The organism is Paracoccus sp. NIOT.M2S5SZ12 (assembly GCF_057748165.1).
The window spans coordinates 162633-185048 of the sequence record NZ_JBYLFR010000007.1 but is presented as its reverse complement, the minus strand read 5'-3'; the positions used below and the strand labels follow the sequence as shown (position 1 = coordinate 185048).

Sequence of the window (22416 nt, the reverse complement as noted above, 5' to 3'; positions counted from 1 at the left end):
TGTCTGGGACTGGTCACGATGGCGACGAGAACATCAAGCGATCGCTGCCATCGCACATCGGAAGTTGCGCATCAATGCGCAACTGTAGTACTAACCAGTACGTGAATCTGTCACTGTGGCGGGCAAAGAGGCAGTTCCAGAGGCAAACGCATGCCGCGGCAAATCCTGGCGTCGGGCGTCGGGACGCTCACGCATCTGCAGACCATCCACAAAGGCAGAAAGGTTCATCACAACCTTCCAGCCCCCGGCGCAAAGCGGCAACGCCTGCCGCACCTGCCGATCGACAGCGCCCCTTTCCTGGCCGCCACGCGGTCGCCTTGACAATGGCCGAGGTCAAGACCAAAGCCGTGCCGGGCACCATCGTGCAGATGATTGAGGGATACCTGTCCAGCCGCGATCACCTGGACAGATCGGAGTCGTATCGGCGCACGATCAAATGCCATCGCGAAGCCATCAAGGAACAGGCCGAAGACGCCCTGGCCGCGCACCTGACGACCGAAGACATCGCTGACGACCTGGAACCGCTGACACCGAACGCCGCCGCCGACCAGCTGAAGACGTGGCGCGCCATCTGCGCGCATGGGAAGACGAAGCGGCTGCTGACCGTTGATCCGACCCTTGCGCCCCGCCGGAAGGCCATTCCGAAGACCATCGGCCATCCGGCATGGACAGACGCTGACATCGAGCGCTATCGCGCGCGGTGGCCTGTGTCCAGGCAAGACCTTTGCCGCGTGGGCTGGCAGCGTGTCTCGCGGAAAGATGGCATCGGACGCATCGCATACAAGCGCATGAAAACGTCTGTCGCTGCCGATCTGCCGATCCTGCCCGATCTGGCGCCCGAACTGGCGAACGTGCCGACTGACCGTCTGCTGTTCATCACCCAAGACGCCCGGCCCATCGGATATAAACCGGAAACATTGGGCAACTGGTTCCGTGACCGCTGCGCCGAAGCAAAGGTGCCCGGATCGTTGCATGGCCTGCGCAAGGCCGGTGCGACCCGACTGGCGGATGCCGGGGCCAGTGAATGGGAAATTGCGTCGTACCTGGCCCATGCCGACACGACACAAGCCAAGGTCTACACGAGAAAAGCGAACCGCTCGGCCTTGGGAGATAGTGGGTTTGCCAAACTGCAAAACATGTCCAACCGCAAGGCAGCGTTGGACATAAAGGAGGCTAAAGGTAAGTGATAACAACGCACTACACGGAGAAGTGGCAGCCCGTAGGGGAGTCGAACCCCTCTTTTCAGGTTGAAAACCTGACGTCCTAACCGATAGACGAACGGGCCACTTTCTGTCCGCTGCCGGTCATTCCCGGCGGCGTGAGGCGGTGTTTAGGCAAAGCCGCCGAGAGCCGCAAGACAAAAAATCACCTCAGCCCGAAAAAAATCGAAAAACCGCATCACGCCCCAAGAAACCCTGCGAAAACAAGCCACAGCGGCAGGATGCCTGCCGCCAGAACCGTCTGCCAGGTGAAGATCGCGGCGTAGAAATCCGCGTCACCCCCCATCTGCCGCGCCAGGATGTAGCCGACCGGCGCGCCCGGCGCCGCCGCGGCGAGCACCCCGGAGGCCAGCTGTCCGCCCGGCAGCCCCAGGGCCAGCGCGACGGCCAGGAACAGCGCCGGGCACAGCGCCAGCCGCAGCCAGACCGCACCCCACAGCGCGGCGTCGCGCTGCCAGAGGCGCGCGGGCTCGATCCCCGCGCCCACCGACAGCAGGCCCACGGCCAGCGCGCCCTGCCCCAGCCAGTCCAGCGGCGACAGCACCACCGCGGGCAGCGTCACCCCCGACAGGTTCAGCGCCAGCCCCGCTGCACATGACAGGACCATCGGGTTGCGCCCGATCTCGCGGCCGATGCGGGCGGCGGCGCCTTGGGGGCGCGGGCCTCCGGCCATCAGCGTCAGGGCCACGATGGCCGCGATGTTGAAGGCAGGAATCAGGAAGGCCAGCGCCACCGCCAGGTCGCCCAGGGCCTGCGACCCCAGCCCCTGCGCCGCGACCGCCAGGATCAGCAGCGAATTGAAGCGCAGCGCGCCCTGGAACAGAGAGCTGGCGCGCGGCCCCGGCTCGGCCCGCCGCCAGGCCAACACCAGCGCCACCGCCCCGGTCGCCGCGAAGGCCAGGGCCAGCGCGCCCAGATAAGGGCCGAGCCGCCCGATCGACAGATCGGAGCGATAGATCGAGGTCAGCAGGATCGCCGGGAACAGGACGCGGTATCCCAGCTGCTCGATCCCCGGCCAGCTGGCGGCGGGGATCAGGCCGCCGCGGCGGGCCAGATGGCCCAGCAGGACCAGCGCGATCACGGGAAGGACGGACAGGGCGGCAAGCATGGCGGACCTCCGGGCCGTGCGTCTTGCGGCCTTTCGCGCGGGGTTGTAGACCCGCCGTCAACGAAAGGAAACGTCATGTCGATCACCGAGGATCAGGCCCGCAAGGTCGCGCATCTGGCGCGCATCGCGGTCGATGATGCCGCCCTGCCCGCCCTGGCGCGCGATCTGTCCGGCATCCTGCATTTCATGGACCAGCTGAACGAGGTCGATGTCGAGGGCGTGGAACCCATGACCGGCGTCACCCCCATGCGCCTGAAGCGGCGCGCGGATGAGGTGACCTCGGGCGACATGGCCGACCGCATCCTGTCCAACGCCCCCGACGCGCGCGAGGGCTTCTTTGCCGTGCCGAAGGTGGTGGAATGACGACCCCGAACAGCCTGACCATCGCCGATGCCCGCGACGCGCTGCGCGCAGGCGATCTGACCGCGGTCGAACTGACCGAGGCCTGCCTTGCGGCCATCGACGCCTCGGGCGCGCTGAACGCCTTCGTGCATCGCACCCCCGACATGGCCCGCGACATGGCCCGCGCCGCGGATGCGCGCATCAAGGCGGGCGAGGCCGCGCCGATGACCGGCATCCCGGTGGGGGTCAAGGACGTCTTCTGCGTGCAGGGCGTGCCGTCGCAGGCCGGCAGCCGCATCCTGCAGGGCTTCACCCCCGAATACGAATCGACCGTGACGCGGAACCTGTGGAACGCGGGCGCGGTCATGCTGGGCAAGCTGAACCAGGACGAATTCGCCATGGGTTCGACCAACGAATCCAGCTGCTATGGCCCGGCGGTGAACCCGTGGCGCGGTCCTGACGGCGCGCAGCTGACCCCGGGCGGCAGCTCCGGCGGGTCGGCCGCAGCCGTCGCGGCCGATCTGTGCCTGGGCGCGACCGGCACCGATACGGGCGGCTCGATCCGCCAGCCCGCGGCCTTCACCGGCACGGTGGGGCTGAAGCCCACCTATGGCCGGGTCAGCCGGTGGGGGGTCATCGCCTATGCCTCCAGCCTGGATCAGGCGGGGCCGATGACGCGCACCGTGCGCGACGCCGCGATCATGCTGGGCGCGATGGCCTCCGCCGATCCGATGGACAGCACCTGCGCCGACCTGCCCGTCCCCGATTTCGAGGCCGCGCTGACCGGCGACATCCGCGGCAAGCGCATCGGCATCCCGCGCGAATACCGCGTGGACGGCATGCCCGACGCCATCGACGCCCTCTGGCGTCAGGGGGCCGAGATGCTGCGCGACGCGGGCGCCGAGATCGTCGACATCAGCCTGCCGCACACGAAATACGCCCTGCCCGCCTATTACGTGATCGCCCCGGCCGAGGCGTCCTCGAACCTCGCGCGCTATGACGGCGTGCGCTACGGCCACCGCGCGAAACTGGGCGCGGGCGACGGCATCACCCAGCTCTATGAGAGGACCCGCGCCGAGGGCTTCGGCCCGGAGGTCCAGCGCCGCGTGATGATCGGCACCTATGTGCTGTCGGCGGGCTTCTACGACGCCTATTACAACCGCGCCCGCCGCGTCCGCGCGCTGATCAAGCGCGACTTCGACCAGGCCTTCGCGCAGGGCATCGATTCGATCCTGGCGCCCGCGACGCCTTCGGCGGCCTTCCCGCTCGGCTCGGGCGACAAGGGCGATCCGGTGCAGATGTATCTGAACGACGTCTTCACCGTGACGCTGAACCTCGCGGGCCTGCCCGGCATCGCGGTGCCGGTGGGACAGGACGCGCAGGGCCTGCCCCTGGGCATGCAGCTGATCGGCCGCCCCTTCGAGGAGGGCGATCTCTTGAACCAGGCGCAGGTGCTGGAACGTGCTGCGGGATTTGTGGCCAAGCCGGATCGCTGGTGGTAACGTCCGCGAAACGGATCAAGGGAGGCGTCATGCGCGGCTGGTGGATGATCGGGGTGCTGGCGCTGGCCGGATGCGGGGAACACCGGGGCTGGAACCCGAACTATCAGTTCGGGCCGACCCCCTACGGCCAGTACCGCACCGCGCGCGAGGCGGCGCTGGTCACCGGCGCGACGCCTGCCGCCACGATCCCGGTCGCGCGGCCCTTCTATGCGCCGACCGGCGCGCAGATCGCGGGTGCCGACCCGGTGCCGATCCCCGCGACCATGGGCCTGCGCATCAGGCGCCCCGCCGCCCCGGCGGACGCCCCCATCGCCATCACCCCGCCCGGGATGCAGGCCGCGACGCCCTGACCGGGCGGCACCTGCATGACGCCCGACGCCTTCCCCAGCCCGAATCACGGCGACCGACGCGGGCAGACCCCGTCGCTGATCGTGCTGCACTATACCGGCATGGCGGACGCGGCGCAGGCCCGCGCCCGCCTCTGCGACCCCTCGGCCGAGGTCAGCGCCCATTGGCTGATCGCGGCCGACGGCACCACCGAGCAGCTGGTCTGCGAGACGCGCCGCGCCTGGCACGCGGGCGCGGGCGCCTGGCAGGGCCGCGACGACGTGAACAGCCGCTCCATCGGGATCGAGCTGGACAACCCCGGCGACCGCCCCTTCCCCGCCCCGCAGATGGCCGCGCTGCGCCGCCTCCTGCGCGCGATCATGGCGCGCTGGTCCATCCCGCCCGCCGCCGTCATCGCCCATTCCGACCTGGCCCCGGGGCGCAAGATCGACCCCGGCCCGCGCTTCGATTGGGAGGGGCTGGCCCATGACGGCTTCTGCCTTTTCGCCCATCCGGCGCAGGACGATCCCGACCCGGACCTGACGGAGAGCCTGACGACGCTCGGCTATCCCGATTACCCTGCGCGGCTGGAGGCCTTCCGCCTGCGCCACCGCCCCTGGGCCACCGGCCCCGAAACGCCCGCAGACCGCCGCACCGCCGCCCGGCTTCTTCTTCACGAAAATATCCCGGGGGAGTCGCGCCTGCGCGACGGGGGCAGCGCCCCCCCTTGACGCCCGTCACGCGCGCCCGCATACGGACCATGCGCGGAGGGCTGGATGACCGCGGCAGGCCTGTCTGTCGAGGAAAGTCCGGACTCCATGAGGCAATGGTGCCGGGTAACGCCCGGCGGGGGCAACCCCAGGGACAGCGCCACAGAGAACAGACCGCCCATCCCCGGATGGGTAAGGGTGAAACGGTGGGGTAAGAGCCCACCGGGGGGCTGGCAACAGCGCCCGCATGGCAAGCCCCACCAGGAGCAATGCCGAATAGGGATCGCGCGCGGAGCAATCCGCAGGGCCGCCTTGCCCCAGCAGATCCGGGTAGGCAGCTAGATCCGTCCGGCAACGGACGGACCAGAGGAATGGTCATCCAGCCGCGCAAGCGGTGGACAAAATCCGGCTTACAGGCCCTCCGCGCGTCTTACGACTTCTTCGCCTTGCCGCGGGCCTCGGTGGCGGTGGCGATGGCCTTGGCGGCCTCGCCCTGCATCTTCTGGGTGAAGGCCACCATCTGCGCGGCATAGGTCTCGGCCCAATCGGCAAAGGCATTGCCGCCCGACGCGCCGCCCATCCTGGCGCGCATCTCCTCGCCCTGCTCGCGCATCGCGGCGACCTGATCCTCCCAGGCCTTCTGCATCTGCTGCCACTGGGCCTGCATGGCCTCGCCCGCGCCCTCCATCTGCGCCATCAGGCGGGCATTGACCTCCTGCTGCTGCTGCATGGCCTGGGCCTGCCACTGGCGGGCCTGCTCCATGGCCTTGTCCTGGCTCTCGGCCATGGCGGCCTGCCATTCCGTCAGTCGGTCCTGAAACTGGCGGGCATTGTCGGTCAGCATCTTCAACATGTCGGGCAGCATCATCGCGGTTCCTCCGAAACGGGCCGGGACCATGAGAAAGGCCCCCGGATGCAAGCCTGCGTCCGGGGGCCCCGTTTGTCAAACCGGCGCGATCAGTCCGCGGTCTGCACCGGGCTGTCGGCGGGCAGGCCCTGCTGCCGCTCGATCTCGCGCCAGCGGGCGACGGCGGCATTGTGCTCCTCCAGCGTGCGGCTGAAGGCGTGCCCGCCGGAGCCGTCGGCGACGAAGTAGAAATACTCCGTCTCGTCGGGGTTCAGCGCGGCGCGGATCGCGGCCCGGCCCGGATTGGCGATGGGCGTCGGCGGCAGCCCATCGATGCGATAGGTGTTGTAGGGTGTCGTGGTGTCCAGCTCCGACCGGCGCAGCCCGCGGTCCAGGATCCCCTGCCCTCCGGTCACGCCATAGATAACCGTGGGGTCGGTCTGCAGGCGCATCCCCTCGCGCAGGCGGTTCACGAAGACGCTGGCCACCTGTGGCCGCTCGGCGGCGATGCCCGTCTCCTTCTCCACGATGGAGGCCATGATCAGCGCCTCCTCCGGGGTCTCGTAGGGCATGCCGAAGGGCCGCGCCTCCCATTCCTCGGCTAGGATGGCGGCCTGACGGGACGCCATCTGCGCTAGGATCGCGTTGCGGTCGCCCCCGCGCTCCAGCAGATAGGTGTCGGGCGCCAGGCTTCCCTCGGCCGGGATCTCGGTGACCTCGCCGGTCAGGAAGTCGGCCGCCTTCAGCGCCTCGACGACCTGCCAGCTGGTCACGCCCTCGGCCATGACCAGCGACAGACGCGCGCCGGGCTGCTCCTGCGCGGCGACGATCTCGGCCGGACGTTCGCCCTCGGCGGGGTTCCAGCGCACGACCTCTTCATAGGCTCCGGTCTGGGGGTTGGTGTCGCGCAACAGCACCGTGTTCTCGCGCACGCCCACGCGCACCACGACCTCGGTGCCGCAGGTCGAGGGGCCGCCCGCCGTCACCGTCTCCACGATCTGCTCCATGCTGGCGCCGGGAGGCATCAGGAAGCTGCCGAACTTCAGCTCGCGCGCCTTGTCCATGTAATCGGCGCCCGCGCGGAAGATGTAGGCGCTGGAGATCGCGCCCTGCTCGGCCAGCTGGTTGCTGACCGCGTTCAGGCTGGCACCCGGCGCGATCTGCACGCATTGCGCGATCTCGCTCGGGCCGGGACCGCTGAACTCGCGCTTGGCCCAGGCCACGGCGGCCGCGGCCGCGATCAGCAGCACGATGGCCAGCGTGAGAAAGTTCGAGGCGATGTTGCGCCAGATCATCCGGCGACCCGTCCCAGAACCAGGCTGGCATTGGTCCCGCCGAAACCGAAGCTGTTGGACAGCGCCACGTCGACCTTGCGGCGCACTGCGGCATTGGCCGCCAGGTCCAGCTTCGGCGTCACGGCGGGATTGTTCAGGTTGATCGTCGGCGGGCAGATCTGGTCGCGGATCGCCAGCACGCAGAAGATCGCCTCGACCGCGCCGGCCGCGCCCAGCAGATGGCCGATGCTGGATTTCGTGGACGACATGACCGCGCCCGACGCGGCATCGCCCATCAGCCGCTCGACCGCGCCCAGCTCGATCGTGTCGGCCATGGTCGAGGTGCCATGCGCGTTGATATAGTCGATCCGGTCCGGCGTCAGGCCCGCGCTGCGCAGCGCCGCCTCCATCGCGCGGTATCCGCCATCGCCGTCCTCACTTGGCGCGGTGATGTGATAGGCGTCGCCCGACATGCCGTAACCCAGAACCTCGGCATAGATCTTGGCGCCCCGCGCCTTGGCGTGCTCGTATTCCTCCAGCACCACGACGCCCGCGCCCTCGCCCATGACGAAGCCGTCGCGGTCCGCGTCATAGGGGCGGCTGGCGGCCTGCGGGTCGTCGGCCCGCTTCGTGGAGAGCGCCTTGCAGGCGTTGAAGCCCGCGATGCCGATCTCGCTGATCGGGCTCTCAGCGCCGCCCGCGATCATCACGTCGGCATCGCCATAGCGGATCATCCGCGAGGCATCCCCGATGGCGTGCGCGCCGGTCGAACAGGCGGTGACGACGGCGTGGTTCGGCCCCTTGAAGCCATAGCGGATCGACACCTGACCCGAGATCAGGTTGATCAGCGCGCCGGGAATGAAGAAGGGCGACACGCGCTTCGGCCCGCGCTCCTTGATCAGCACCGCCGTCTCGGCGATCGAGGTCAGCCCGCCGATGCCCGATCCGATCATCACGCCCGTGCGCAGGCGGCTCTCTTCGTCCTCGGGCATCCAGCCCGCGTCCAGGACCGCCTGATGCGCCGCGGCGACGCCGTAGAGGATGAAGTCGTCCACCTTGCGGCGGTCCTTCGGCTCCATCCAGTCATCGGGGTTGAAGGTGCCGTCGCTGCCGTCGCCCATGGGGATCTCGCAGGCGTATTTCGTCACCACGTCGGAGGCGTCAAAGCGTGTGATCGGCCCCGCGCCCGACTGCCCGGCCAGCAGACGCTCCCACGTCGCCTCGACACCGGACGCCAGCGGCGTGACCATCCCCAACCCGGTGACAACAACCCTGCGCATCGGCAATTCCTTCAGCTGCTCGCATTTCGGGCCGTGATACACGCGAGACCGGCTTGGCGCAACGTCACGAAACCGCGACGCCGCGCGCGGGGGGTCCGGGGGGCGCGCGCAGCGCCCGCCCGGCGGGGGGTGCGGGGGGCCGGCCCCCCGCCCTTCCTCGCGGGACGCAAGCCCTCAGAGCAGCCCTTCGGCCCGGAACCGCGCGGCGATGTCGGACTGGGGCCGCGCGCCCACATGCCCGATCACCTCGGAGGCCGCGACGCAGCCCATCCGTCCCGCCACCGCCAGCGGCAGCCCCGATGCCAGCCCATAGATCAGCCCGGCCGCGAACTGGTCCCCGGCCCCGGTCGCATCCACAGGCACCACGCGGCGCACCGGCACCGTCACCCGCTCGCCCGCGCGGATCAGGATGGCGTCCTCGCCCGACCGCGTGCAGATCACCGTGCCGCAGTCCGCCTGCGCCAGGCGCAGAGCCTCCTCCAGGTCCTCGACCTGATACAGGGACTGCCACTCGTGGACGTTGCCGATCACGTAATCCATCGGCCCCGCGACCAGGCGGCGGAAATCGGCCCGGTGACGGTCCACGCAGAACGGGTCGGACAGCGCGATCCCCGCCTGCCCGCCAGCCGCGTGACAGCAGTCGGAGGCCTTCAGGAAGGCGGCCTTACCCTTGTCCTTGTCGAACAGATAGCCCTCCAGAAACAGCCAGCCCGCGCCCTCGAAGACCTCCGGCGCGACCTCCTCCGGGCCCAGCTCGGCCGAGATGCCCAGATAGGTGTTCATCGACCGCTCGCCATCCGGGGTAACGAAGATGATCGTGCGCGAACTGGGCAGGCCCGCCCCCGCGACCGGCGGATTGACGAAGCGCGTGCCCGCCCCTTCGGTCTGGCTCGCGTAGAGCCGCCCGATCTCGTCATCGGCCACGCAGCCGATGAAGGCCGTGCGCAGACCCAGCCCGCCGATCCCCGCCAGCGTGTTCGCCACGCTGCCGCCCGCGACCATGCGCGCTTGGTCGCGCCGCGCGGAGTGGTCGTCCGCCTGCGCGGCCATCAGGAACTCGGACCGCGCGCGGTCGACCAGCTGCATGATGCCCTTGGTGATGCCCAGGGCCTCCAGCCGCGCCTCCTCGGTGGGGGCGATGATGTCCATGACGGCATTGCCGATCCCGACGACATAGGGGGTGCTCACGCGGTCTTCTCCTCGAAGGGGCACAGGTCGGCGATGGGGCAGACCCCGCAGCGGGGCTTTCGCGCCTGGCAGATGTAGCGGCCATGCAGGATCAGCCAGTGATGCGCATGGGCCTGGAAACGGGCGGGGACATTGTCCTCGATGGCGCGCTCGACCTCCTCCACGTCGCGGCCGGGCGCGATGCGGGTGCGGTTGCCGACGCGGAAGATATGCGTGTCCACCGCCTGCGCCGGATGGCCGAAGGCGCAGGAGAGGACCACATTCGCGGTCTTGCGCCCGACGCCCGGCAGGCCGGTCAGGGCGGCGCGGCTGTCGGGCACCTCGCCGCCATAGTCGTCGACCAGGATGCGCGACAGGGCGATGACGTTCTTGGCCTTCTGGCGGAACAGGCCGATGGTCTTGATATGCTCGGTCACGCCCTCGACGCCCAGATCCAGCATCTTCTGCGGCGTGTCGGCCACCGCGAACAGCCCGCGCGTGGCGCGGTTCACGCCCACGTCGGTGGCCTGCGCCGACAGCGCGACCGCCACGACCAGGGTGAAGGGGTTCACGAACTCCAGCTCGGTCTCGGGCGCGGGATCGGCCTCGGCCAGGCGCGAGAAGATCACGACCTGATCGGCGAAGGGCAAGGGCGGGCTGGGGCGACGCTGGACCATGGCCCGGTTGTGACGGCCCGGCGCACGGTTTGCAAGCCGCCACCGCCCGACCGATTTCCGAAGCCTTTCCAAACGTCTTTACGAAACAGTGACTTCCCATTCGCCCGGAACTGCGACAGCGTGCCGCGCGTTGGGGCACCAATTCCGGAATCGCCCGCGCGCGGCCGGGCCCCGGATCACGACAGACTTGGGCGCGCCGTCGCGCCCATCCACCGAAAGGGACATGACGATGAACCTGCGCAAGACCTCCCTCCTCGCCGTCTGCGGCCTGACGCTCCTGGGCGCCTGCGCGCCGGCGATGACCGACACCGGCACCGGCGCGACCGGGATGAGCCGCACCCAGCAGGGCGCGCTGGCCGGTGCGGCCGTGGGCGCGCTCTACGGCGCGACGCGCGACAGCGACAGCAACAACCAGGGCCGCGACGCCGCCCGCGCCGCGATCATCGGTGCCGCCGCCGGTGCGGTCGCGGGCAACATCCTGGACCGCCAGGCCGCCGCTCTGGAACAGTCGATCAGCAACCCGAACGTGCAGATCATCAACCGCGGCAGCTACCTGCAGGTCATCCTGCCCGAGGGCATCCTGTTCGCCAGCGGTTCGGCCGCGGTGTCGGGTCCGGCGCAGACCGACCTCTATGCCGTCGCGCGCAACCTGAACCAGTATCCAAACAGCCGCGTCGAGGTCGTGGGCCACACCGACAACACCGGCAGCGCCGCGCTGAACCAGGACCTGTCGCAGCGCCGCGCGCAGTCGGTCGCGGGCATCCTGGCCGCAGCGGGCGTCGCATCGGGCCGCCTCTCGGCCATCGGGGCCAGCTTCAACCAGCCGATCGCCTCGAACGACACCGCCGCCGGCCGCGCGCAGAACCGCCGCGTCGAGATCCTGATCCGTCCGACCCAGTAACGGCCGGTTCACTATAGTTCTGCGCAGGGCCGGGCCATTGCCCGGCCCTGTCGCGTCGGGCTAGGGTGCGGCCACCCCATCCGGATTGCCGCCATGAGCCACGACGACCCCTCCCCGCCCAGCCCCTTCCGGCCCATTGACGCCGCCCGCCTGTCCGACGCGGTCGTGGCCCAGATCGAGGCGCTGATCGTGCAGGGCATCCTGCGCCCCGGAGAGCGCCTGCCCGGAGAGCGTGAGCTGGCCGAGCGGATGGGCGTCAGCCGCCCCTCGCTGCGCGAGGCCTTGGCGCGGATGCAGGCGGACGGCCTGCTGGTGACGCGCCCCGGTTCGGGCGTGTCAGTGGCCGACGTGCTGGGCAGCGCCTTCTCGCCCGCGCTGGTGCGGCTGATGGCGCGCCATCCGCGCGCGGCCGACGACTATCTGACCTTCCGCAAGGATCTGGAGGGGCTGGCCGCGGAACGCGCCGCGACCGCCGCGGGCGAGACGGACCTGGCGGTGCTGGACCGCATCGTGCAGGCGATGCGCCATGCCCATGCCAGCCCCGACCCGCAGGCCGAGGCCGCGCTGGACGCCGATTTCCACATGGCCATCGTCGAGGCCAGCCACAACCTGATCGCCCTGCACATGATGCGCGCGATGCAGGACCTGCTGCGTCAGGGGATGCTGTTCAACCGCCCACGCATCTTCGCCAGCCCCGAGCTGCGCGACCGGCTTCTGGACCAGCATATCGGCATCAACGACGCGCTGCAGTCGCGCGACGGGCCGCGCGCGCGGGCCGCACTGGAGGAGCATCTGGACCTGGTGGCGCGCACCCTGTCGGTCCAGCGCCGCGCCGATGACGATGCCGCGACCGCGCGGCTGCGACTCAGCAACCGGGCGCCATGACGAAAGGGGCCCCGCCGGTCGCACCGGCGGGGCCCCTTCGATCACTGTCCATGATCTGTCAGTTCAGGCGGCGCGCCACGTCTGCGATGGCGTCGTCGATGCCTGCCGAACGGTTGCCCGCCCGGACCTGCGCGGTAAGGATCTCCGACGCGGCGGCGATGGAGGCCGCGACGGCCCGGTCGCGCACGGCGCGGACGGCGTCGTTCTCGGCGCTGCCGATCTGGTCCTGGGCCGCCTGCAGGCGACGCTGGATCGACCGGTCCAGGTCCTCGCGCGCCTTGGCGGCGTTGGCCTCGGCCTCGCGGCGGGCGTTGGCCACGATCTGCTCGGCCTGGGTCTTCACCTCGCGCTGGCGGCGCTCGTAGCTGGCATAGATCTCCTGCGCTTCCTCGCGCAGCCTGCGGGCCTGGTCCAGGTCGGCGCGGATCGCCTCGGCGCGCTTGTCCAGCAGGCCGCCCAGCAGGGCCGGCACCTTGAAATAGACCAGCACGCCGATGAAGGTCAGGAAGGCCAGCAGCACGATGAAGTCCGTGTTGCGCAGCGAGAAGAACCCGTATTCTCCCGGCGCGGCCAGGGCCGGACCGGAGGCCAGCCCGAAGGCGGCCAGGGATGCGATCAGACGGTTCATTGCACGGCCCCCTTCATGCGCGCGTCCAGCGCGGCGCCGACCGCCGCATCATCCGCCTGCCCGCCAAAGCTGCGGACCAGTTCGGCGGTGACATCGCGGGCGACCTCGCGGGCGCTGACATCGGCCGACGCGCGGATCTCGCGGATGCGGGCCTCGGATTCGGCGGTGCGGGCGGCGATCTCGGCATCGGCCTTGGCGATGGCCGCGTCCAGCTGCGCCTGGATCTCGGCCCGGTTGCGGGCCACGATCGACTGCGCCTCGGCGCGGGCATCGGCCAGCGCCTTGTCATAGGCGGCCTCGGCCTCGCGGGCCTTCAGCTTGAATTCCTCGGCGGCCATCAGATCGCCGGTGACGGCGCCCTGGCGGTCCGACAGAACGGCCGCGATGCGCGGCAGCGCCACACGCGACAGGACCAGATACAGAACCACCAGCGTGACGACCAGCCAGAAGATCTGGTTGCCGAAGGTGGTGATATCCAGCTGCGGCAGGCCCGCGGCTTCGGCGGCGTGACCGGCTGCATCGACCCCGTGGGTCGCGGCATCGGCGCCGTGGGTCGCGGCGTCGTCGACGACGATCGCACCCTCAGTGGTTTCGACCGCGGTGGTGGCGGCCTCTTGCAACAGGCTGAACATATCCTACCCCATGGCCTTTGAACGAACGAAGGGGCGGGGGACAGGCCCCCACCCCGCCGCAAGGATGGCCGGGTATCAGACCGCGAACATCAGCAGAAGCGCGACCAGGAACGAGAAGATCCCCAGGGCTTCGGCAAAGGCCATGCCGATGAACAGCGTGGCGGTCTGGCTGGCGGCGGCCGACGGGTTGCGCAGGGCACCGGCCAGGAAGTTGCCGGCGACGTTGCCCACGCCCAGGGCGGCGAAGCCCATGCCGAACGCGGTCAGGCCGACGCCGATGTACTGGCCCAGTTCTCCGATATTGCCTTCCATGGTATTTCTCCTTGCGGTTGGAAGATTGGCGATCGTGGTGGATGCGGTCCCGGCAGGGACCGCGCAGGGGCTGCGGGTCGTCGCCTCAGTGCGACGGGTGCAGCGCATCCTTGAGATAGACGCAGGTCAGGATGGTGAACACATAGGCCTGGACGATGGCGACCAGCACCTCGAAGGCATACATCCCGACGACCGCGACGATGGCGACGGGGGCGACGGCGGCGATGGCCGCGAAGCCCGCAAAGACCTTGATGACGGCATGGCCCGCGATCATGTTGCCGGCCAGTCGGATGGACAGCGACAGCGGACGCACGAAGTAGCTGATGACCTCGATCACGGCCAGCACCGGACGCACGGCCAGCGGCGCCGAGCGCACCCAGAACAGGTCCAGGAAATGCGCGCCGTTCTTGACGAAGCCGATGATGGTGACGCCGAAGAACACCGCCAGCGCCAGCACGCCCGTCACCGCAATGTGCGAGGTGGTGGTGAAGGCCATGGGCACCAGGCCCAGCAGGTTGGCAAAGACGATGAACATGAACAGCGTCAGGATGTAGGGGAAGTAGCGCAGCCCGTCCTTGCCGGCGATGTCCTCGATCATCTTGTGCACGAGGCCGTAGGCCAGCTCGGCCACCGACTGCGCACGGTTCGGCACGATGGCGCGGCCGCGCGTGCCCAGCACCAGCACCGCGATGGAGGCAAGCGCCGTCAGCGCCAGCCACAGCGTCACGTTCGTGGGGGTGTACCAGGCCACGGGTCCGTCACCGAACAGCGGCGAGACCACGAACTGGTCCATCGGGTGGAATTCAAGGCCGCCGCCAGTCTCTTCCGTCGCCACGATCAGTCCCTTTCGTCACGGTCCGGCGCAGGGCCGGGTTTGTCGCCTTCCGGCGAGGCGCCGGATGTCCTGTCAAGTTCGCCGGCGGTGCGCATCATGGATTTGACGCCGGCCGCCAGGCCCAGAAAGATGAACAGCACCATCAGGAAAGGCGTCGTGCCCAGCAGATAGTCCAGTCCGTAACCGAACACGAAGCCCAGCCCCAGGCCGGTCACCAGTTCGATCACCATGCGCCAGGCGAGGTTCGCCTGTTCGTACTTGCCCATCGGCGAAGGGCCGGAGGGCTTGGGCGTCAGGGCGGCCAGCTTGGCCTCCAGGGCCTGCAACCGGTCGGCATCCGCCTGTCGGTCCGCGTCGCCCCGGGGTTTGTCGGCCATCTGTGTCGCCCCATCGTCGTTGGGCGCTGTCTAGGGGCTGGGGCGGTTCAAGTCAAGGCGTGCGGGGACGATTGCATCCCATTGATAAGGCGCGACAATCGCGATCCGGCGCGAATCCGGCCGGGGTTGCATTCCTGGCAGGCTGCGGACATTATTCAACCGCCCGGTTGACCGTCCCCATGCCAGAGAGCCCCATGACCCTGCCCGATCCGCCCGAACGGCTGGACCTGATCTTTGCCGCGCTGGCCGATCCGACGCGGCGGCGGGTGCTGTCCATGCTGCTGGAGGACGACATGGCGGTCAGCGACGTGGCGGAACCCTTTGCCATGAGCCTCGCGGCCATCTCGAAGCATCTCTCGGTGCTTGCGGCTGCGGGCCTGATCCGGCAAGAGCGGCGCGGCAGGATCACCTGGTGCATGCTGGACCCCGGAGGAATGCGCCAGGCCTCGGTCTGGATGCAGGGCTTCGGTCAGTTCGACCCGGTGGACCTGGACGATTTCGAACGCTTTCTGCGGCTGCAGCTGGGGGATGACGATGACCAAGACGCCTGACGTGCTGTGCATCGGCGCGATGCTGTGGGACGTGATCGGCCGCGCGCCGCGCCGCATGGCGCCCGGCGCCGACGTGCCGGGCCGCATCCGGCACCTGCCCGGCGGCGTCGCGCTGAACGTGGCCGTCGCGCTGGCGCGGTGGGGCATGACGCCGTCGGTCCTGTCAGCCGTGGGCCGCGATTCCGAGGGCGAGGGCCTGATCGCCGAGGCGCAGCGCCTCGGCGTGATGACCGACCACCTGACCCGCGACGCGGGCCTGCCCACCGATTGCTACATGGCGATCGAGGACAGCGAGGGGCTGATCGCCGCCGTGGCCGACGCGCTCAGCCTGGAGCTGGCCGGCGCCGCGATCCTGGCGCCGCTGGACGCCCTGCCCGCCTGGACCGGCCCCGTGGTCCTGGACGGCAACTTGACCGAGGAACTGCTGGCGGCCATCGCCCGCGATCCGCGTCTGATGCGCGCCGATCTGCGCGTGGTGCCCGCCAGCCCCGGCAAGGCCGAGCGCCTTGAGCCGCTGATCGCGGCGCGGCGCGGCTGCTTCTACCTGAACCGGCTGGAGGCCGAGATCCTGGCCGGGCGCGCGTGCCCCGACGCCGCCTCCGCAGCGGAGGCCGTGGTGGCGCGCGGTGCCGCCCGCGTGCTGGTCACCGACGGCCCGAACCCCGCGGCCGAGGCGATCGCCGGCGGTCCCACGCTGACCCATCAGCCCCCCGCCGTCACCGTGGAACGCGTGACCGGCGCGGGCGACTGCTTCCTCGCGGCCCATCTGGCCGCCGAACTCAAGCAAATGCCGCGCGACGCGGCGCTGCGGCAGGCCGTCAGGGCCTCGGCCGCGCATGTCTCAGGAAAGGATGTCCCGTGACCCAGACTGCCCCCCTCACCTTCGCCCCCGAGGTCCGCGACGCGCTGGATCGCGGCCGGCCCCTGGTGGCGCTGGAATCGACCATCATCACCCATGGCATGCCCTGGCCCCAGAACCTGGAGATGGCCGAGAAGGTCGAGGCCACCATCCGCGAGGGCGGCGCGGTCCCCGCGACCATCGCCGTCATGGGCGGCCGGATCCACATCGGCCTGACGCCCGAGGCCCTGCGCGCCCTGGCGCAGACCCCTCCGGCGGAGGCCATGAAACTGAGCCGCGCCGACCTGGCCGTCTGCATCGCGAACGGCCGCACGGGGGCCACCACGGTGGCGGCCACCATGATCTGCGCCCAGCTGGCGGGCATCAAGGTCTTCGCCACCGGCGGCATCGGCGGCGTCCATCGCGGGGCCGAGGACAGCTTTGACATCTCGGCCGACCTGCAGGAGCTGGCGCAGACGGCCGTGACGGTCGTGGCCGCGGGCGCCAAGGCCATCCTGGACCTGCCCAAGACCTGGGAGGTGCTGGAGACCCTTGGCGTGCCGGTCATCGCCTATGGCCAGGACGAGCTGCCGGCCTTCTGGTCGCGCGCCTCGGGCATCCGCGCGCCGCTGCGCATGGACAGCCCCGAGGAGATCGCCGCCGCCGCCGCCATGCGCGCGGCCCTGGGCCTCAAGGGCGGCCAGCTGGTCGCGAACCCGATCCCGGAGGACGCCGAGATCCCGCAGAACCTGATCATGCCCGTGATCGAGCAGGCCCTGTCCGAGGCCGCGGCCCAAGGCATCGCCGCCAAGGCCGTGACGCCCTTCCTGCTGGGCCGCATCTTTGAGCTGACCGAGGGCCGCTCGCTGGAGAGCAACATCGCGCTGGTGCTGAACAACGCGCGGCTGGCGGCGCGCATCGCCGCCGCGATGGCCTAGACCACGCGCTGCGCCGGGAACAGGGCCGCCAGATCGAAGCTGTCGGCCCTGTTCAGCTTGTCCGCATGCTCGGACAGGAACGTGTCGGCGGCCTGCTGACCCGCCGCCTTCATCGCGGCCAGCAAGCCCGGACGAGGCATCAGCTTGGAGCGTGCCGACAGATCGGTCATCAGCCGGTCGTCGTCGATCAGGTGGATCAGCACGTTCTTCATCGCGTCGTCATCCATCTTTCCCTGCGCGAACAGGCGCTTGACGAAGTTTATGGCGCGCAGCTGGTTCATCAGGCTGCTGTTGAAACTGACCTCGTTCACGCGGTCCGAGATCTCCACCGGGCTGCGCGGCAATTCGCAGCGCATCAGCGGGTTGATCGCCACGATCAGGATGTCGCGCGGCAGGCTGGCGCGATACAGCGGGAACAGCGCCGGATTGCCCGCATAGCCCCCGTCCCAGAACGCTTCGATCTGCCCGGTATCGGGGTCGAAGATCTCGACCGCGCGGAACAGCGTGGGCAGGCAGGCCGAGGCCATGACCGCATCGGGCGTGACCTGCGCCCCGGTGAAGACCTTGATCCGCCCGGTCCGCACATTCGTCGCCGCCACATAGAGCGCGGGCCCGCGATCGGTTCCGAAGTCGGGCCAGGGCAGGTCGCGCAGCAGCGTCTCCAGCGGGTTGGCATAGAAGGGGCCGTAATCATAGGGGCTGAACAGCCGCGTCAGGTTGTCCATCCAGGCGGCGGGCGAGACCATCTCGGTCCAGCGCTGCATCCCGCGCGGCATGGGCATGAGCGACTGCATCCAGCGCACCACGCGATTGTCGCTCTTGGAGCCGACCTGCGACCACAGCGCGTCCAGGTTCTCGCGCGCGGCGACGCGCCCTGCCCGGCCCTTGCCGGTCGCCAGCCCCGCCTTGAGCGCGGCCCCGTTCAGCGCCCCGGCCGAGGTGCCGCTGATCGCCGCGAACTCCAGCCAGTCCTCATCCAGCAGGCGGTCCAGCACGCCCCAGGTGAAGGCGCCATGCGCGCCCCCGCCCTGCAGCGCAAGATTGATGCGTTTGGTCTCCATGCCCGCGCCTCCGGCCGATGATGCAGATGCAGCATCATACAAGCGACGGGTATCAGGGCAAGTTCCGCGATCCGCGCCGCGCTGCGGCATCAGCGCCGGTCAGTCGGCATTCGCCTCCGCGCGCGACTTGCCCGCCACGTCCAGCGCCAGGGTCGCGGCCATGAAGCGGTCCAGATCGCCGTCCAGCACGCCCTGGGTGTCGCTGGTCTCCTCGCTGGTGCGCAGGTCCTTGACCATCTGATAGGGGTGCAGGACATAGCTGCGGATCTGGTTGCCCCAGCCCGCATCGCCCTTGGCGGCGTGCTGGGCGTTGATCTCCGCGTTCCGGCGGTCCAGCTCCATCTGGTACAGGCGCGACTTCAGCGCGGCCATGGCGTTGGCGCGGTTCTGGTGCTGCGACTTCTCGGAGCTGGTCACGACGATGCCCGTCGGCAGGTGGGTGATCCGCACCGCGGAGTCGGTGGTGTTCACGTGCTGCCCGCCCGCGCCCGACGAACGATAGGTGTCGATGCGGATGTCGCGGTCGGGAATGTCGATCTCGATGTTGTCGTCCACCACCGGATAGACCCAGACCGAGCTGAACGAGGTGTGCCGCCGCGCCGCGCTGTCATAGGGGCTGATCCGCACCAGCCGGTGCACGCCGGATTCGGATTTCAGCCAGCCATAGGCATTGTGCCCGGTGATCTTGTAGGCGGCGCTGCGGATGCCCGCCTCGTCGCCGCCGGTCTCGGACAGCAGCTCGACCTCATAGCCCTTCTTCTCGGCCCACCGCACATACATGCGCGCCAGCATGGAGGCCCAATCGCAGCTCTCGGTGCCGCCGGCGCCGGCGTTGATCTCCAGGAAGGTGTCGTTGGCATCCGCCTCGCCGTTCAACAGCGCCTCCAGCTCCTTCTGCGCGGCCATCTGCGCCAGGGCCTTGAGGTTCGCCTCGGCCTCGGCCACCAGATCCGCGTCGCCCTCCGCCTCGGCCAGCTCGACCATCTCGGCGTTGGCCGACAGGTCGTCCTCGATCCGGCGATAGGTCTCGATCGCGTCCGACAGCGACTGCCGCTCGCGCATCAGCTTCTGCGCGCGGGCGGGGTCCGACCACAGGTCGCCATCCTCGATCATCGCGTTCATCTCTTCCAGACGATGCGGCGCGGTGGTCCAGTCCAGGCGCTGACCCAGCAGGGTCAGGGAACGGCGGATGGCCTCGATGGTGGACTGCGTCTCGGCGCGCATGGGCGGATTCCTTCGGTCAGGCGTCAGGTCCGGGGTGATACCGCGCCGCGCGCCCTTGGGCAAGACCGGCCCGCCGGGGGCCACGGTCGCGGCGTGCGGTGAACGGGGGGTGCGGGGGGCAGTCAGCCCCCCGCCCGTCGCGGGACGCAAACGGGGCGCGCGTGCCCGTCAGTACAGCCCGCCCGAGGACATGGTCCCGAAATCGGTCCGCCCCGGTATGACCCGACTCTCGCCGGTCGAGGTGGTGATCGCGCGCCCGCCGCCGGTATCGCCGGCCTCCCAAGGCAGGATCACGACGTCGTCGCCGAAACCCGACACGACATAGGGCGCCAGCCAGTCCGGATCGGTCCCCTCGCGGAAATATTCCGCGATGACGTTCGGCCCCGAGGCGTCGTCGGGCAGGCGCCGGCCAGTCACGCGGTCGATCTTGACCCAGTATCCGCCAGGCGGCACCGTGAATTCGGTCCCGCCATACTCCGCCACCGCCTCGCGCATGAAGGCGTTGAAGACCGGCACGCAAAGCGTGCCCCCGAAGGCCCGCTCGCCCAGGGACCGGGGCTGGTCGTAGCCCAGATAGCAGCCCGCGACGATGTTGCTGGAATAGCCGATGAACCACACGTCCTTGGCATCGTTCGTGGTGCCGGTCTTGCCCGCGATGGGCACCGGCAGGTCCACGCCCGACCCCGACCCGCGCTCCACCGCCCCCTCCAGCATCGAGGTCAGCTGATAGGCGGTCACCGCATCCATCACCCGCTCGCGGTTCGTGTCGATCACCGGCACCTGCCCCGCGGGCATCACCCGCATGTCGCAGGTGCGGCAGACGCGCTGGTCGTGGCGATAGACGGTGCGTCCGCGGCGGTCCTGCACGCGGTCGACCAGCGTGGGCTCGACCCGCTCGCCGCCATTGGCGAACATCGCATAGGCCGCGACCATCTTGAACAGCGTCGTCTCCTGCGCGCCAAGCGCGTTGGCCAGGAAGGGCGACAGCCGGTCATAGACACCGAAGCTCTCGGCATATTCGGCCACGCGCTCCATGCCGATGTCGTCGGCGATGCGGATGGTCATCAGGTTGCGCGACTGCTCGATCCCGGTGCGCAGCGGCGTGGGGCCGTAATAGCGACCCGAACTGTTCTTGGGTTCCCACAGGCCCTGGGGCGTGTTGATGCTGATCGCTTCGTCCACGACGATCGTCGCGGGAGTGTAGTTATTGTCCAGCGCCGCGGCATAGACGAAGGGTTTGAAGGACGACCCCGGCTGGCGCTGCGCCTGCGTGGCGCGGTTGAAGACCGAGCTTTCGTAGCTGAAGCCCCCCTGCATCGCCAGCACGCGCCCGGTGTTTACGTCCATCGCCATGAAGCCGCCCTGCACCTCGGGCACCTGCCGCAGGGTCCAGCGGATGAAGCTGCCATCCGCGTCGCTGGTCATGGCCCGCACCAGCACCACGTCGCCCACGTCCAGAAGGTCGTCCGCCACCTGCGCGCGCGGCCCCAGCTGGCCCGTCTCGCGGTCCAGCGGACGCGCCCACTGCACATCGGCGGCGGGGATCCAGTGGCCGTCGGCATCCTCCTCGATGCCCTCGATGCCGATGCGGGCGTCGGACGCGCCCATCTCCAGCACCACGGCCGGGTGCCAGCCCGGAATGTCGCGCGGCAGGCGCAGGTCCCACAGCGCCCCGCGCCAGGCGGCCTCGTCGGTCAGCAGCCCGGCCTCGATCGCCTCGCCGGTGCCGCGCCAGACGCCGCGGTTGCGGTCGTAATCCTCCAGCGCCGTCTGCAGCGCCGAGGCGGCCTCGGCCTGCAGGTCGGGGTCCACGGTGGCGCGGATTGTCAGGCCGCCGCCGAAGAACTCCTCCTGGCCGAACTCGCGGCTCAGCTGGCGGCGGATCTCGTCGGTGAAATAGTCGCGCGGCGGCAGCGACCGGCGGAAGGACGGATAGTCGCCGTTCTGCACCGAGCGCAGCGGCAGCGCCGCCTCGGCCTCGTAGGTCGCCTGGTCGATATAGCCGTTCTGCCACATCTCGCGCAGCACATAGTTGCGCCGCTCGGTCACCCGCTCCTTGGCGGTGACGGGGTGATAGCGGCCCGGCGCCTGCGGCATGGCGGCCAGCATCGCGGCCTCGTGCGGGGCCAGCTCGGACAGCGACTTGTTGAAATAGGTCTGGGCGGCGGCGGCCACGCCGAAGCTGTTCTGGCCTAGGAAGATCTCGTTCAGGTATAGCTCCAGGATCTGGTCCTTGGTCAGCGTCCGCTCCAGCCGGGCGGCCAGGATCAGCTCCTTGACCTTGCGCTCGACGCTGCGGTCGCTGGACAGAAGAAAGTTCTTCATCACCTGCTGGGTGATGGTGGAGGCGCCGCGCACGCTGGAGCCGCCGGTCGCCGCGGCCTCGTAGGCGGCGCCCAGGATGCCGCGCAGGTCGTATCCGGGATGGCTGTAGAAGTTCTTGTCCTCGGCGCTGACGAAGGCCTGCTTGATCAGGTCGGGCACCTCGTCGATGGGCACGAAGATGCGCCGCTCCTCGGCGAACTCGTCGATCAGCTGGCCCTCTGCGGAATAGACGCGGCTGATGGTCTTGGGCGAATACTGCGCCAGGGTCTCGTGGCTGGGCAGGTCGCGCGAATAGATCCAGAAGATCCCGCCGACCGTCAGGGCCGCGAAGAACACCCCCGTGACCACCCAGGAGAAGATCGCGCCGAAGAAGGACAGGATGGGTCGAAGCACGGGTCGGGGCCTTTCAGGTTACGGCCCGTCTATAGCGCCGCGCGGCCCCCCGGTCAAAGCAA

24 protein-coding genes, 1 tRNA gene and 1 other RNA gene are annotated in these 22416 nt (G+C 69.6%); 11 read left to right on the top strand and 15 right to left on the bottom strand.

Annotated features, from left to right (window positions below):
* Positions 1-323: 323 nt before the first annotated feature.
* Complete coding sequence (locus AC2SGK_RS08825; RefSeq protein WP_488323208.1) at positions 324-1187, top strand: tyrosine-type recombinase/integrase; 864 nt, start codon at positions 324-326, stop codon at positions 1185-1187.
* A gap of 23 nt (positions 1188-1210) precedes the next feature.
* On the opposite strand, the gene AC2SGK_RS08820 is transcribed toward AC2SGK_RS08825, so the two are convergent.
* Positions 1211-1285: transfer RNA gene (locus AC2SGK_RS08820), tRNA-Glu, on the bottom strand.
* Positions 1286-1398: 113 nt separating this feature from the next.
* Positions 1399-2328, bottom strand: a complete 930-nt coding sequence (locus tag AC2SGK_RS08815; protein ID WP_488323207.1) for an AEC family transporter — start codon at positions 2326-2328, stop codon at positions 1399-1401.
* Between the two features lie 75 nt (positions 2329-2403).
* On the opposite strand from AC2SGK_RS08815, the gene gatC reads away from it, so the two are divergent.
* From gatC to rnpB, 5 genes are all read left to right on the top strand, one after another.
* Positions 2404-2691, top strand: coding sequence for an Asp-tRNA(Asn)/Glu-tRNA(Gln) amidotransferase subunit GatC (gene gatC, locus AC2SGK_RS08810; RefSeq protein WP_488323206.1), 288 nt, complete (start codon positions 2404-2406; stop codon positions 2689-2691).
* Entirely contained in the window at positions 2688-4172 is a 1485-nt protein-coding gene (gene gatA, locus AC2SGK_RS08805; RefSeq protein WP_488323205.1) for an Asp-tRNA(Asn)/Glu-tRNA(Gln) amidotransferase subunit GatA, read from the top strand. Before gatC ends, gatA begins: the two co-directional genes overlap by 4 nt.
* Positions 4173-4201: 29 nt before the next feature.
* Entirely contained in the window at positions 4202-4522 is a 321-nt protein-coding gene (locus AC2SGK_RS08800; protein ID WP_488323204.1) for a hypothetical protein, read from the top strand.
* Between the two features lie 15 nt (positions 4523-4537).
* Complete coding sequence (locus AC2SGK_RS08795) at positions 4538-5230, top strand: N-acetylmuramoyl-L-alanine amidase (RefSeq protein WP_488323203.1); 693 nt, start codon at positions 4538-4540, stop codon at positions 5228-5230.
* Between the two features lie 33 nt (positions 5231-5263).
* Positions 5264-5638, top strand: an RNA gene (gene rnpB, locus AC2SGK_RS08790) — RNase P RNA component class A.
* Between the two features lies 1 nt (position 5639).
* Here rnpB and AC2SGK_RS08785 read toward each other — a convergent pair.
* From AC2SGK_RS08785 to nth, 5 genes are all read right to left on the bottom strand, one after another.
* Complete coding sequence (locus tag AC2SGK_RS08785) at positions 5640-6077, bottom strand: hypothetical protein (protein ID WP_488323202.1); 438 nt, start codon at positions 6075-6077, stop codon at positions 5640-5642.
* Positions 6078-6166: 89 nt separating this feature from the next.
* Positions 6167-7351, bottom strand: coding sequence for an endolytic transglycosylase MltG (gene mltG, locus AC2SGK_RS08780; protein ID WP_488323201.1), 1185 nt, complete (start codon positions 7349-7351; stop codon positions 6167-6169).
* Positions 7348-8610, bottom strand: coding sequence for a beta-ketoacyl-ACP synthase II (gene fabF, locus AC2SGK_RS08775; RefSeq protein ID WP_488323200.1), 1263 nt, complete (start codon positions 8608-8610; stop codon positions 7348-7350). Before fabF ends, mltG begins: the two co-directional genes overlap by 4 nt.
* Before the next feature lie 174 nt (positions 8611-8784).
* The gene (locus AC2SGK_RS08770; protein ID WP_488323199.1) at positions 8785-9798 is read right to left on the bottom strand and encodes an adenosine kinase; all 1014 of its coding nucleotides are present in this window, start codon (positions 9796-9798) and stop codon (positions 8785-8787) included.
* Entirely contained in the window at positions 9795-10454 is a 660-nt protein-coding gene (gene nth, locus AC2SGK_RS08765; protein ID WP_488323198.1) for an endonuclease III, read from the bottom strand. The genes AC2SGK_RS08770 and nth overlap by 4 nt, the downstream gene beginning before the upstream one ends.
* 229 nt (positions 10455-10683) lie before the next feature.
* Between nth and AC2SGK_RS08760 the strand changes: the two genes are divergently transcribed.
* Together AC2SGK_RS08760 and AC2SGK_RS08755 are read left to right on the top strand one after the other, a co-directional pair.
* The gene (locus AC2SGK_RS08760) at positions 10684-11355 is read left to right on the top strand and encodes a YiaD family glycine zipper/OmpA-like lipoprotein (protein ID WP_488323197.1); all 672 of its coding nucleotides are present in this window, start codon (positions 10684-10686) and stop codon (positions 11353-11355) included.
* Positions 11356-11448: 93 nt separating this feature from the next.
* A complete protein-coding gene (locus AC2SGK_RS08755) occupies positions 11449-12240 on the top strand; it encodes a FadR/GntR family transcriptional regulator (protein ID WP_488323196.1) in 792 nt (263 codons plus the stop codon).
* A 58-nt stretch (positions 12241-12298) separates the two neighbouring features.
* Here the strand turns inward: AC2SGK_RS08755 and AC2SGK_RS08750 are convergent, their stop codons facing one another.
* From AC2SGK_RS08750 to AC2SGK_RS08730, 5 genes are all read right to left on the bottom strand, one after another.
* Positions 12299-12868 carry a F0F1 ATP synthase subunit B gene (locus AC2SGK_RS08750; RefSeq protein ID WP_488323195.1) on the bottom strand — a complete coding sequence of 190 codons (570 nt, stop codon included), beginning with the start codon at positions 12866-12868 and terminating at the stop codon, positions 12299-12301.
* Complete coding sequence (locus AC2SGK_RS08745) at positions 12865-13500, bottom strand: F0F1 ATP synthase subunit B' (RefSeq protein WP_411839199.1); 636 nt, start codon at positions 13498-13500, stop codon at positions 12865-12867. Before AC2SGK_RS08745 ends, AC2SGK_RS08750 begins: the two co-directional genes overlap by 4 nt.
* A 75-nt stretch (positions 13501-13575) precedes the next feature.
* On the bottom strand, positions 13576-13812 hold the full coding sequence (locus AC2SGK_RS08740) for a F0F1 ATP synthase subunit C (protein WP_411839198.1): 237 nt from the start codon (positions 13810-13812) through the stop codon (positions 13576-13578).
* Between the two features lie 85 nt (positions 13813-13897).
* Entirely contained in the window at positions 13898-14647 is a 750-nt protein-coding gene (locus AC2SGK_RS08735) for a F0F1 ATP synthase subunit A (RefSeq protein ID WP_488323194.1), read from the bottom strand.
* A gap of 2 nt (positions 14648-14649) precedes the next feature.
* The gene (locus tag AC2SGK_RS08730; RefSeq protein WP_411839196.1) at positions 14650-15024 is read right to left on the bottom strand and encodes an AtpZ/AtpI family protein; all 375 of its coding nucleotides are present in this window, start codon (positions 15022-15024) and stop codon (positions 14650-14652) included.
* Between the two features lie 194 nt (positions 15025-15218).
* Between AC2SGK_RS08730 and AC2SGK_RS08725 the strand changes: the two genes are divergently transcribed.
* From AC2SGK_RS08725 to AC2SGK_RS08715, 3 genes are read left to right on the top strand one after another with little or no spacing between them, the layout of a single operon-like run.
* Positions 15219-15575 carry an ArsR/SmtB family transcription factor gene (locus AC2SGK_RS08725; protein WP_488323193.1) on the top strand — a complete coding sequence of 119 codons (357 nt, stop codon included), beginning with the start codon at positions 15219-15221 and terminating at the stop codon, positions 15573-15575.
* Positions 15559-16437 (top strand): PfkB family carbohydrate kinase, encoded by an 879-nt coding sequence (locus AC2SGK_RS08720; RefSeq protein ID WP_488323192.1) that lies wholly within the window; start codon positions 15559-15561, stop codon positions 16435-16437. The genes AC2SGK_RS08725 and AC2SGK_RS08720 overlap by 17 nt, the downstream gene beginning before the upstream one ends.
* Entirely contained in the window at positions 16434-17351 is a 918-nt protein-coding gene (locus AC2SGK_RS08715; protein ID WP_488323191.1) for a pseudouridine-5'-phosphate glycosidase, read from the top strand. Before AC2SGK_RS08720 ends, AC2SGK_RS08715 begins: the two co-directional genes overlap by 4 nt.
* On the opposite strand, the gene AC2SGK_RS08710 is transcribed toward AC2SGK_RS08715, so the two are convergent.
* From AC2SGK_RS08710 to AC2SGK_RS08700, 3 genes are all read right to left on the bottom strand, one after another.
* Positions 17348-18412, bottom strand: a complete 1065-nt coding sequence (locus AC2SGK_RS08710; RefSeq protein ID WP_488323190.1) for a patatin-like phospholipase family protein — start codon at positions 18410-18412, stop codon at positions 17348-17350. The two genes, AC2SGK_RS08715 and AC2SGK_RS08710, sit on opposite strands and share 4 nt — an antisense overlap.
* A 99-nt stretch (positions 18413-18511) precedes the next feature.
* Positions 18512-19636: a peptide chain release factor 2 gene (gene prfB / locus AC2SGK_RS08705; protein WP_488323189.1), complete on the bottom strand. Its 1125-nt coding sequence runs from the start codon at positions 19634-19636 to the stop codon at positions 18512-18514.
* A gap of 168 nt (positions 19637-19804) precedes the next feature.
* Positions 19805-22354, bottom strand: a complete 2550-nt coding sequence (locus tag AC2SGK_RS08700) for a penicillin-binding protein 1A (RefSeq protein WP_488323188.1) — start codon at positions 22352-22354, stop codon at positions 19805-19807.
* Between the last annotated feature and the right edge of the window lie 62 nt (positions 22355-22416).